Annotated in this window: 13 protein-coding genes and 2 pseudogenes; 12 read left to right on the top strand and 3 right to left on the bottom strand. The window is 63.9% G+C overall.

The annotated features are described in order from the left end of the window. Positions 1-328 (top strand): annotated as a pseudogene (locus ACWELQ_RS25250) (beta-mannosidase); the annotation flags it as partial. 70 nt (positions 329-398) lie between these two features. On the opposite strand, the gene ACWELQ_RS25245 reads toward ACWELQ_RS25250, so the two are convergent. Continuing rightward, positions 399-989, bottom strand: coding sequence for a DUF1877 family protein (locus tag ACWELQ_RS25245; protein WP_452399526.1), 591 nt, complete (start codon positions 987-989; stop codon positions 399-401). Positions 990-1,060: 71 nt separating this feature from the next. On the opposite strand from ACWELQ_RS25245, the gene ACWELQ_RS25240 reads away from it, so the two are divergent. Then, a complete protein-coding gene (locus ACWELQ_RS25240; RefSeq protein ID WP_452399525.1) occupies positions 1,061-1,525 on the top strand; it encodes a hypothetical protein in 465 nt (154 codons plus the stop codon). A 182-nt stretch (positions 1,526-1,707) separates the two neighbouring features. On the opposite strand, the gene ACWELQ_RS25235 is transcribed toward ACWELQ_RS25240, so the two are convergent. Then, complete coding sequence (locus tag ACWELQ_RS25235) at positions 1,708-2,592, bottom strand: sulfite exporter TauE/SafE family protein (RefSeq protein ID WP_452399524.1); 885 nt, start codon at positions 2,590-2,592, stop codon at positions 1,708-1,710. 166 nt (positions 2,593-2,758) lie between these two features. Between ACWELQ_RS25235 and ACWELQ_RS25230 the strand changes: the two genes are divergently transcribed. From ACWELQ_RS25230 to cysC, 10 genes are all read left to right on the top strand, one after another. Next, complete coding sequence (locus tag ACWELQ_RS25230; protein WP_452399523.1) at positions 2,759-4,003, top strand: nucleotide sugar dehydrogenase; 1,245 nt, start codon at positions 2,759-2,761, stop codon at positions 4,001-4,003. Next, entirely contained in the window at positions 4,000-4,791 is a 792-nt protein-coding gene (locus ACWELQ_RS25225) for a polysaccharide deacetylase family protein (RefSeq protein WP_452399522.1), read from the top strand. The genes ACWELQ_RS25230 and ACWELQ_RS25225 overlap by 4 nt, the downstream gene beginning before the upstream one ends. Further along, the gene (locus ACWELQ_RS25220; protein ID WP_452399521.1) at positions 4,788-5,171 is read left to right on the top strand and encodes a glyoxalase; all 384 of its coding nucleotides are present in this window, start codon (positions 4,788-4,790) and stop codon (positions 5,169-5,171) included. The genes ACWELQ_RS25225 and ACWELQ_RS25220 overlap by 4 nt, the downstream gene beginning before the upstream one ends. Further along, complete coding sequence (locus ACWELQ_RS25215) at positions 5,168-5,662, top strand: hypothetical protein (RefSeq protein WP_452399520.1); 495 nt, start codon at positions 5,168-5,170, stop codon at positions 5,660-5,662. The genes ACWELQ_RS25220 and ACWELQ_RS25215 overlap by 4 nt, the downstream gene beginning before the upstream one ends. Further along, a complete protein-coding gene (locus ACWELQ_RS25210; RefSeq protein WP_452399519.1) occupies positions 5,659-6,606 on the top strand; it encodes a Gfo/Idh/MocA family protein in 948 nt (315 codons plus the stop codon). The genes ACWELQ_RS25215 and ACWELQ_RS25210 overlap by 4 nt, the downstream gene beginning before the upstream one ends. 254 nt (positions 6,607-6,860) lie before the next feature. Continuing rightward, a complete protein-coding gene (locus ACWELQ_RS25205) occupies positions 6,861-7,337 on the top strand; it encodes a hypothetical protein (RefSeq protein ID WP_452399518.1) in 477 nt (158 codons plus the stop codon). After that, positions 7,334-8,203: a sugar phosphate isomerase/epimerase family protein gene (locus tag ACWELQ_RS25200; protein ID WP_452399517.1), complete on the top strand. Its 870-nt coding sequence runs from the start codon at positions 7,334-7,336 to the stop codon at positions 8,201-8,203. Before ACWELQ_RS25205 ends, ACWELQ_RS25200 begins: the two co-directional genes overlap by 4 nt. Beyond that, positions 8,200-8,994 carry a sulfotransferase family protein gene (locus ACWELQ_RS25195; RefSeq protein WP_452399516.1) on the top strand — a complete coding sequence of 265 codons (795 nt, stop codon included), beginning with the start codon at positions 8,200-8,202 and terminating at the stop codon, positions 8,992-8,994. The genes ACWELQ_RS25200 and ACWELQ_RS25195 overlap by 4 nt, the downstream gene beginning before the upstream one ends. Further along, complete coding sequence (locus ACWELQ_RS25190; RefSeq protein ID WP_452399515.1) at positions 8,991-9,812, top strand: glycosyltransferase; 822 nt, start codon at positions 8,991-8,993, stop codon at positions 9,810-9,812. Before ACWELQ_RS25195 ends, ACWELQ_RS25190 begins: the two co-directional genes overlap by 4 nt. Beyond that, positions 9,809-10,348 (top strand): adenylyl-sulfate kinase, encoded by a 540-nt coding sequence (cysC, locus tag ACWELQ_RS25185; protein WP_452399514.1) that lies wholly within the window; start codon positions 9,809-9,811, stop codon positions 10,346-10,348. The genes ACWELQ_RS25190 and cysC overlap by 4 nt, the downstream gene beginning before the upstream one ends. A 5-nt stretch (positions 10,349-10,353) precedes the next feature. On the opposite strand, the pseudogene ACWELQ_RS25180 reads toward cysC, so the two are convergent. Beyond that, a pseudogene (locus ACWELQ_RS25180) lies at positions 10,354-10,699 on the bottom strand (hypothetical protein); the annotation flags it as partial.

The raw sequence follows: 10,699 nt of genomic DNA, 5'->3' as shown, positions 1-10,699 counted from the left end.
CGTCGTCGAATACCACGACTACGACGAGGACGCCGACCCCCTCCCCGGCGGCCCCACCCACGGCCTCGCCCGCCGCCTCGACCAATCCCGCACCCTCTCAAAACCCTTGCTGATAGCCGAAATCGGCGAATACGCCGGCTCCTGCCTCCCCCTCGACGAACGCCGCGACCTCATGACCCACCGCATCTCAGGCCAACGCGCCGCCGGCACCGCAGGCGCCCTCATCTGGGCCTACGTCCCCGACCCCCGCCTGGACGAATGCACCTACGACGTAGGCCCCGACGACCCCCTCTGGTCCCTCGTAGCCGCCACCACCACCCTCGGCTGACCCACCCCCGACCTACGAGGTCTCGGAGTTGCTCCTCACGTAGCGTCAGGTCGTAGCCGATCGCCCGCCCCTAATCGAGCTTGACCAGGACGCATTCGTTCAGGTCGGCGGCAGTTCGATACAGCTGGGCATAGCGGGTCAGGAGGTCGAGTAGGTGGTCGAGATCCCAGGGGGATTTGTAGACTCCGGCGGCTTCCATTGCCTCGGGGTCGAATAGTTGCGAGGCGGTCTTCAGGTTGTCGTCGATGTAGTCGGCTACGGTCCTGGCGGTGGGCGGGCGGACGAATTGCAGTGGAATTCCTTGTGTCGCAGTCGCGCCCGAAGCGAAGGGCTCGGCGCCGAACACGGCGATCTCGGCCCATCCGGTGGGGTTGCGAGCTTGCTGGTTGCGGCGGTTGGCGGCGAGTAGCCAGTACGCGGCGTCCCAGGCTCGGGTGGAGAGGGTGCGATCCAGAATGCCGGGGCGCTCCAGCACGATCCGACGAGCGACCGGGGCCAGCTCCAGCCAGATCGGGTCATCGTGATACGGCGAGTTCGCGATATCGGTGGTGGCCAAGCTGTCGAAGAACTGGATCGCGTCCTCGGCCGCCTCCCGATCCCGCATCGCGCGCGCCAGCAGCGGTTCGTAGGGGAGTGCGCGGTACCGGGCGTCCAGCGACATCTCGCGATCATAGGTTGGCCGCGCCGTGACCCTCGGTCGCGGCAGTCACGGGATGGCCTAGGTTGTCGGACATGACTCGGTACCGGCTCTTCCGCGCAGCGCGTACCTGCGGGTATGTGTTCTGGTGGGTCTTCATCGCGGCCACGATGGTGGCGGGCGGCATCTCCTGGTTCGGGGACTCTTCTCCGGACGATGCCGGTTGGATCATTCACGGCCGCAGCCTGGGCGCACCCCGAAGGTATGCGGACTACATCCCGTCGAACGGATTCGACATCACCCCGGGCATGACCTTCATCGCGTTCTGCCTGCTGGTTCTCGCCGCGCTGCTGGAGGCGGCGACGGTGCGACGGGTGGTCGCCGGAATCATCACCGTCGCAGTGCCTTTCGTGGCAGCGTTCCTGATCTGGGCCGCCATGCCCCGCGGCCACCGGACCTTCTTCCTCGAGCCCGTCCCCGCCCTGGTCTCGATCCTGGTTGCCGTGGCGATTCGTGAGGCCTGGGCTCGACGACCCGCGCCCGCGCTTGCGTCCGAATGAGCGGCGGGCTGTGGTTGTCGCATGGGTGACACCGAGGCTGTACTGACGACGCGATTGCGGCGTGTCTATTGGATCGGTGGGGGCAGTGGCGCGGGGAAACGACAGTCGCAGGCAATCTTTCGACTCGGCACGGCTTGCGGATGTCGGCCGGAGGTTCGGACTCTGTCCCGGCTAGCCCGGAATCAGCTGCCGATCACCCGCAACAGACCCCTGCCGAGCATTGACAGACCACCTGCCAAGGCAAGTACCAGCACGATGCGGCGTACTCGATCGCCATTGAGCCGATTGGACAGCAGGCTGCCGACACCGGTGCCCACGGCGATGCCGATCGCGCCGAGCATCCACATCGAGCCGGTCAGCGCGGGTAGCCCTTTCGCGGCGAGCGAGACGATATTGACCACCAGCCCGTAGAGCTGAAAATTCGAAACCAGCTCGGTCGCAGTCCATCCCGCATTGACCGCGTACAGCGACACCACCGGACCACTCACGCCCGCGGTCGAATTCAGAAAGCCGCTGGCAGCCCCTGCGGTGACGGCGCCTCCGGTACCGCGGAGTCCGGGCGCCCGCACTCCACGGATGACCAACAGCGTCGCCAGACTGACCAACAGACCCAGACCCACGGACAGCCAAGCATCCGACGCACGACCGGCCACCCACGCGCCCAACGGGACCGTGCACACCGCTGCGGCGATCAACGGCACCATCGACGCAGGCTTGACGCCTCGCCAGGCGGCGGAAAACCCGATCAGATTGATCGCCAACGCGGCGCAATTCGAGATGCTGACACCCTCGAAAGTGCCGAAAAGCGCAGCCAAGATCGGCGTTGCGAGCAATGCGAAACCCAGACCTATCGACCGCTGAATCGAGGCACCGACCGCAATCGTTCCGCACAGCAAAATGCCCGAATCCAGCTGATGGATCAAGTATTCCCCCTCGAAAGCATGCAGTTGTCGAAACCTTGTCAGAAGGCAGTCGACCTCGAAATCGTAGTGGATATGTTTCCTGTCCATCGAACGGTAATAAAAGTGCGATGGCCCTTCTTTCCAGGTCAGCCTGCCTATGGCCATGATTCGCTCACGCTGATCCGAATCTGGACTGTCTCGGATCGGTTGACACCCGTCAGCGGTGCGGTTAGGTTTCTCGGCATCTACCGGATAGAAATGGGAATTCCGGTTGACGCCGCGTGAATGATGTAGTCCGCGGTGGGGTGATTGTTCACATGGTGGGGATTCAGTGATTTTTTCGGACGTAGCCGTCGATGTCGGCGTGGTGGGCATCGGATATGCTGGCCTGCCGCTGGCGGTCGAAGCTGCAGCGGCGGGATTCCGGACGCGCGGTCTCGACCTGAACGAGTTTCTCGTCGCCAAGGTCAATATGTGCAGAAGTCCGGTCGATACCGTTTCGGATGAGCGGCTGGCCGCTGTATCGGCGTTACTCGACGCCGCTATCGATCCCGCATTTCTTGCGAATTGTACCATTATCGCTATATGTGTGCCCACGCCCGTTGACGCGCACGGCATTCCCGACCTCGGTCCATTGATTGCCGCTGTACGGACGGTGGGGTTTCATCTCGCGCGAGGTCAACTAGTGGTGGTGGAGTCGACGACATATCCGGGGACAACCGACGGGGTGATACGGAAGGTCTTGGAGGAATCCGGATTAACGGCCGGCGTCGACTTTCACCTGGCCTTCTCTCCGGAGCGGGTCGACCCCGGCAATGTGAGCTATGGATTTCGCAACACTCCGAAGGTCGTCGGTGGACTCACGCCCACCTGCGCCGACCGGGCACGGGAGTTCTATGAGAAGCTCACCGAGAATGTCCATGTCACACGATCGTGCCGAGAGGCTGAGGCCGCGAAGCTACTGGAGAACACCTATCGTCAGGTGAATCTCGCCTTGGTGAACGAATTCGCCCAGATCTGTCATCGTCTGGATGTCGATGTCTGGGACACGATTGCGGCGGCCTCGACGAAACCTTTCGGGTTCACGACTTTTCGGCCCGGCGTGGGAGTCGGCGGGCACTGCATTCCCGTCGACCCGCTCTACCTCATGCACCGTGCGACCCAGGTGGGATTGCCTTTCCGGCTGGCCGAGCAGGCCCAGCGAATCAACGATTCCATGCCGGTTTGGGTGGCGTCGCGTGCACTGGAATTGCTCGATGATCCGCGCCGAGCGCGAGTACTGATCCTGGGTGTGACCTATAAGCCGGACGTCGCTGACGTGCGGCACTCACCGGTCGAGCTGCTGGTTGCGGAGTTGCTGAGTGCCGGTGCGGCCGTGGAATTCCACGATCCCTACGTAGAGGTTTTCGATGCCCGTGGTCAGCGTGTCGCTCGGTGTCGCGACCTCGACGACGCCCTTAGAACAGCGGATCTCACGATTGTCGCGCAGCGACACCGGGATTACGACGACGACCTACTCGCGCGCGCGGCCCGGCTCCTGGATCCGACTGGCACCGTGTCCGGGATTGTGAGATGAGCAGCCGCACGCATGTGATACCGAATATCGATGGCATCGCTCCCGCGCATCAACCAGCGGTTTCCAGTGCTGCGGGCTGGCCATTGGTCCTGTACTTCCATCATGTTCATCCGGAGTTTCAAGATTACACATCGCTGACTCCGGAGGAATTCGAGCGAGGTTTGGAGACGGTACTCGCAGAGTTCGAGTCGTACGAGCCCCGGAATTTGACGAGTGTGGACGGTCCGTATCGTGCCGACACCCCGACCGTATTGATCACGTTCGACGATGGCTATCGCGATAACATTACCTTTGCCCTACCGATACTCGAGCGGCTCGGCCTGCGAGCTTTGTTTTTCGTCAGCACCGATCTGCTCGGACGCAGCAGCCCTGATCCGCGTGCGGACTTCGCGTCCATCGAGGAATTCGCGGCACTCGAGAAATCCGGTCATCGCATCGGTGCGCACTCGCGAAACCACATTCGGCTGGATCAGGCCGATCTCGCCGAGGTCGAGGCGGAGACCTACGGCTCGCTCGAAGCCGTAACAGCCAAGTGCGGGCCGACCCCCACTCGGCTGTTCGCCTATCCGTACGGTGCCATACCTGCGGGTTTCGAATTACCCGAGGACGTTCTCGGCTTCGGAACTGTCCGATCACCTGCGCAGCCCTGGACTGCAGCTCCGCACGCAATACGACGCACTTATCTGCCCTCCAATAATCCCGAGATGTGGGGCGAATTGACCCGGTATTGGAAGTTGCAATGGCGCGACATTGATTCGCCGAATCGAAAGACGAGGTATTTAGTATGAGCGATACGACGCCGCAATGGGTGCTCCACCATATTCAACTCGCGGTTCCTGCCGGGGAAGAGGCCGCCTGCCGGGCCTTCTGGGGAGGTGTCCTCGGTTTGACCGAATTGGAGAAGCCTCCGGTGCTGGCCGCGCGGGGAGGCTGCTGGTTCCGTGGGAATGGAATCGAAGTGCATCTGGGCGTGGAGAAGGACTTCACACCCGCCCGCAAGGCCCATCCCGGCATACTCGTCGATTCACTGCCGGAGGTGGCCGCGAAACTGACATCGGCGGGCTACGGGGCGCGTTGGGACGACGACTTCCCGGGATTCGATCGGTTCTATTCGGCGGATCCTTTCGGCAATCGCCTGGAATTCCTACAACGGAAGCCAAGCCTGTGAACAGCCCGGCATTTGATATCACCGACCTGGTCATCGCGGGCGGGCCACAGGGGCCGGAACAGATTCTGGTCGGCGGGCTGAATTGTGCGGGCACGCCCGGTGAGGTCGTGGCAGTCTGCACACACGACCCCGATTCCGCCGCGGCTTTGGTGCACGTCTTGGCCGGAAGCCGTCGCGCCCGATACGGGCGAATCACCGTCACCGGCGCCGAGGCGAAACATCCCGTGTCACCCGTTCTCCCTCGCGGGATCGTGGTAATCCCTCGCTCGAGGTCAGAGGCGCCCGGGTCGGTAGCGGCGGCGCTGGTGGTGATCGATGCGATGAGCGTCGGCTCGGCAAGTGTCGTCCTTGCGCGCGAACATGCGCAGGCGGGAAGTCCGGTCCTGCTCATCACCGCTGATCCGGATGCGGCCGCCGGTGCTGACCGTATTGTCGAACATCGCCCGCTGCCAACCGGATACGCTCTGGGGAAATCGGGGCGGTCACGATGAGCGACAAGCAGGCCGCAGTGGCGATCGTGGGCTACGGATCCGCGGGCCGCCAGCACACAGCTGCGATCGAGGGACTCGACCAGGTTGTACTCGCCGCTGTGTTCGAGCCGGACGACACGGTCGAGACGCCTGCAGTGCGACGGCTGCAGAGCTGGCGAGACGTGCTGGCCGACAACCAGATCGATATCGTCGCCCTCTGCACGCCACCCGGTACGCACGCCGACCTGGCCGTGGCCGCCCTACGAGCCGGTAAGGCGGTTCTCGTCGAGAAGCCGCCCGCTGCCACAGTCGAAGAGCTGGCACTCATGACCGAGGCCGCCGAGCTCGCCGATCGCCCAATCGGGGTCATGCTGCAGCATCGGTTCCTGCTCGCACCGGACCTCGATCGGACCCTGGTGTCCGGTCCGGCATGCACCGGCGCACTTGTGGTTTCGCGGCAACGTCCGCCCGCACACTATGAGCGCGTGCCTTGGCGCAGGGATCCCGTTACCGCAGTCGGCGGCATCACCGCACATCTCGGCGTGCACTATCTGGATCTCGCATGTCAGATTCTCGGCCCGCTCCACGAGATCGATCTGACTGCCACACGAAACATCGCCGTGGGAATCGACTCGTGTGTCACCGGCACAGTCACTTTCGTCAGCGGTGCCACGTTGGCGGTGACGATCACCGGCGAATCTCCATTGCGCACCGAACGGCTGCAGATTCTCGGTGAGCGTGGTGGTTTGACGATCGAGGACGGTCACGTGAGCGAATGGACCCTCGAGTCCACCCGGACGTGGCCGTCCGTCCCGGCAGCGCAGTTGCGCCGCCAGGTATACCAGGAGATCGCGCGGGCGGTGATCTCCGGCGAGCCGTTGACGCGTTGTCGGCTCGATAGCGCCGAGGCGGTCACCGCAATCCTTGACACGGTGGCCCGGCGGCAGCGATCGGCAGTCCGTTGATACCGCGTATCGGTCTGTCGTCGGGGTCGGCTCCGGGGCTGACGGCCGCCGAACTCGCTTCTCTCACCCTCACACTCGGCGGTGACGTCGTCGATCTCCGATCGGGAAAGGGCCATGCCTGGCAGGAGTCCGGTGGTCTGGACGGATTCCGAGGGACCGGTGTGGGGGTGTCCTTCGTCGGAATCAGCGTGATTCTCGGGGGCCCTCGCCCAGCGGATCCCGGGGCGCTCGACATCCTTCGCGTGGGCTTGCCGGTGAAGGTATTCGCTGCCATCGGCTGCCTGCGGCCGGACCGCCTCCGGTCCACTCACGCGGACGTGGCGGATCTGGCCCGGCGGGTCGGCAGTGGAAACGTTCTGGTCGAAACCCATCATGGATTCGCGCCCGTACCGGAGCTGGTTGACCTGTGCGCGCAGACCGGGACGCGAATCCTGCTCGACACCCTGGGTCTGGCAAGGATCGCCGAGGACCCGATCACCGCGGCCGAAGAGTTGTCGCCGTGGATCTCACACGCGCAGGTCAAGGGGTTCGATTGGCGCGATCCACAGGCAGCCCGCCATCTGCCGCTCGAATCTTCTTGTGCCACACCGACACATGAGCTGCTAGCCGCAGCGGCCTCGCTGCACGCGGTCACTGTCGAATCCAAGGCCGGTGCGCTGGCCGCGGATGTCGCGCTGTTGCGCGGTTGGTACCCGGCAGCTCCGATCACACCCGAAGGGAAAGTCCAGTGAAACTGGCTATTATCAGCGACGAACTGTCCCAGGACATCGAAGCGGCCGCACTCCAGGCAGCCAGGCTTGGCTTCGGCGGTCTCGAGATCCGATCGGTCGGGTCGGTTCCTCCTCATTTGATGACCGACGAGCAGCTCCGAGCGGTCCATGCCATCGTCGAGTGTCACGGGCTGCGGGTCGCCGGGTTCGATCCGCCCGCGCTCAAATGTGCCCTGCCCGTTAATGATACCGAGATCGCCGCGGTGCGGGATCTGGTCGTGAATGCGATCCGCCAAGCCGAGTTGCTCGGCGCGCCGTTCGTCCGGGGATTCACCTTCTACCGCGACGGAGCCCCTGACCCCGCACGCGCGGGCCGGATTTCCCGAGATGTCTTCGACGGCGTCCCCCTGGACACGGTCCCCTTCCTCGTCGAGACCGGTACTCGATCCAATACCCCGACTATGCGGCACATGCTCGAGTACCTGCGGGCACTCGACGACGACCGTTTCGGTGTGCTCTGGGATCCGGGCAATACCGTCTTCAGCGGTCTGGACCCCACCCCATTCCCCGACGAATACCACGCTGCCCGCGATCTGATCCGCCATGTGCACGTCAAGGACCCGAAGGGAACCAGCGAGTACGTCCGATTCGGCGACGGCGACGTTCCGTGGGCCGCGATCCTCGAAACCTTGGCCGCGGACGGCTATGACGGCTGGATCTCTCTGGAAACTCATTGGCGCACAGATCGAGTGCTCACCGCCGACGAACGCGATCAGCCCTGGGGGGAGCCGTTCACGAGGGGCGGATTCGAGGCCAGCGTCGAGTGCATGGAAATTCTGCGTGCGCTCCTCGATGGCGTGGTCGCGTCACCTGCGAGGCCGCGATGACATCCCCGGTCATTCTGCTGGGCGCACAACGAAGCGGCACTACCGCCTTGGCCTATGCTCTCAACCTCGCTTTCGACGACAACGGCGGACTGTTCACGGTCAACGGCAAGCTGCCGTACCTGCTGCACCGCTGGCTTACCGACACCGACATCGAGGACCACCATCTTCGCGCCGACGAGATCCTGCATGCCTTGGATCGGCGTCCCGCGGATGGGGCGGGTGCGCACGCCTGGCGAACCCGTGCCGAAGACAGTCTGCGCAGGGCCGCCCACGAAGTGGCGGCCGGTGGTGTCGAACTTGATTCGGTGCAACTCGCGCGCCGAATTCTCGCCGAAACCGGAGAAGGTTTGCGCTACTGGGGCGACAAATACAACGAATATCTCCAGCATCTGCCCTGGCTCGACGCGGTGGTGCCCGACGCCAGATATGTTGTCCTGATCCGGCATCCACACGAAGTAGCACGCTCGATGGTGCGCTGGACCGGGGATCGTCCATGGCTGCCGCCGACACACGACGCCGCGATCGCCAAATGGGCGGTTTGGAACAAACATTGGCTCGACTTCGCACCTCGGCTACCGGCGCATCGGCAACTTGTCGTCGAATACCACGCGCTGTGCCAGGGCCGGGAGACATCGCGCCTGTCGGAATTCATCGGCCTGGATCTCACGCCCTACCTCGGCAGTCTGCGAGCACGAGACACCGATCTCACCGACTCGGATATCGCCGGCGAGGCGGGTGCCGTCTGGAGCGCGCTGCTCCGGCAGCAGTTCGAAGTGGAGTCGATGTCGTGACACGGAATTCGTTCAGCGTTTCGGTCGTCATCGCCACTCGAAACCGGTCCACCGATATCGCCGAGGCATTGGCCGCGATAGCGCACAGCGACGACGGAACAGTCGAAGAGGTCATCCTCGTCGACGATGCCTCGCACATTCCGCTCACCCTGCCAGCCGGAGCTGGGCGGCTTCCTTATCCCGTGCGGATCCTGCACAACGCCACACAACTCGGAGCGGCGGCAAGTCGAAATGCGGCGGCCGCAGCAGCACGTGGTGCCGTGCTGGCATTTCTCGACGACGACGCACGACCCCTGCACGACTGGTTCGAGGTCCTCCAGCACACACTCACCACCGATCGAGCCGCGATCACGGGGCGGGTGCTTCCCTTCGATGGCGGCACGGTTTCACGGGCCAGGCAGTACCGATATGAGGATCGCTACGCTCGTTACGAAGCATCGAATCCGGTGCCCTTCTTCGCGGGAGGAAACTCGGCGGTATGGAAACGTGCCTTTCTTGACGCTGAGGGCTTCCCGGATATCACGACCGCCAGCGACAACGGATTGGTCGCCAGGCTGGCGGAGTACGGTGGATCCGTCCATTTCGTACCCGAATTGCGGGTCGTACACCGCAACGGCAAGGGAGTGCGAACCGCAGCCCGCGAGGCCTGGCGGGCGGGACGATCGACATCCGGCATTTCGCCTGCCGCCGCATTACGCACAATCGCGAGTGTGGCGCGAAACCAGCCGTGGCACAGTGATTTTCCCGTGGCCGCGCTCAATACCGGTCTGCAAGCGCTCCATTCGCTCGGCACGACGCTGCCGGAGAGGCAATCATGACGGTTAAGGGCGGCACCGTCTGGCTCACCGGTCTGCCCAGCGCCGGCAAATCCACCGTCGCTCGCGCACTGTCCGGTCGCCTGTCCGCGGCGGGCTGTCCAACCGAGGTACTTGACGGTGACGAGATGCGCGCCGCCCTGACCGCCGATTTGGGCTTCAGTCCGCAGGATCGAGACACCAACGTGCGGCGGATCGGATTCGTAGCGCAACTTCTCGCGCAGCACGGGATCCTGGCTATCGTTCCGGTCATCGCTCCCTACACGCATAGCCGGCAGGCCGTACGCGATCGACACCGCGCGGCGGCGATACCATTCCTCGAGATACATGTCGCCGCGCCCGTAGCGGTATGTGCAGCGCGAGATGTCAAGGAGCTCTACGCAAAACAAGCCAGCGGGGAGATCTCGGGCTTAACCGGCGTCGACGCTCCCTATGAATCGCCCACCCGCCCTGATCTGCGGCTCGATACACACCGTTTGACCGTGGACGAATCGGTCACGCAGGTGCACGATCTCCTGCTCGCGAGGAGATTGATCTGACCGGATCAACTGCCGATGACGCGGTAGAGGCGCCAGTTGGGTTGGCCTGCGCCGTCGTTGGGGATTTCGAGTTCTAGGGTGGCTATTTGGGCGCCGTTTTCGTACATGGTGGGGTAGCGGCGGTTGACGGCGTCGGAGGTGCCTCGGCCGGTGTTGGGGACGGAGAGGATGTAGCGGGCGCCTCGGTCGAGGGGGGTGTTGAGGATGCGGACGAAGTCACGGTCGGAGGGGATGACGAAGCGGTCGGGGTGTTCGGAGGCGACCAGGACGGCGAAGCCGTAGACGGTGTCCATGAGTTCCGCTGCCAGGCCGTGCAATTTGATGCTGGGCCGGCCCCAGGCGTCGTTCACG

This window comes from Nocardia sp. NPDC004722 (assembly GCF_053601505.1).
This window is presented reverse-complemented; position numbering and strand designations above follow the sequence as displayed.

Coding starts and splice junctions, on each gene's coding strand:
- ACWELQ_RS25245 (WP_452399526.1), bottom strand. CDS start 989: ATGTCGCTGGACGCCCGGTACCGCGCACTCCCCTACGAACCGCTGCTG.
- ACWELQ_RS25240 (WP_452399525.1), top strand. CDS start 1,061: ATGACTCGGTACCGGCTCTTCCGCGCAGCGCGTACCTGCGGGTATGTG.
- ACWELQ_RS25235 (WP_452399524.1), bottom strand. CDS start 2,592: ATGGCCATAGGCAGGCTGACCTGGAAAGAAGGGCCATCGCACTTTTAT.
- ACWELQ_RS25225 (WP_452399522.1), top strand. CDS start 4,000: ATGAGCAGCCGCACGCATGTGATACCGAATATCGATGGCATCGCTCCC.
- ACWELQ_RS25220 (WP_452399521.1), top strand. CDS start 4,788: ATGAGCGATACGACGCCGCAATGGGTGCTCCACCATATTCAACTCGCG.
- ACWELQ_RS25210 (WP_452399519.1), top strand. CDS start 5,659: ATGAGCGACAAGCAGGCCGCAGTGGCGATCGTGGGCTACGGATCCGCG.
- ACWELQ_RS25195 (WP_452399516.1), top strand. CDS start 8,200: ATGACATCCCCGGTCATTCTGCTGGGCGCACAACGAAGCGGCACTACC.
- cysC (WP_452399514.1), top strand. CDS start 9,809: ATGACGGTTAAGGGCGGCACCGTCTGGCTCACCGGTCTGCCCAGCGCC.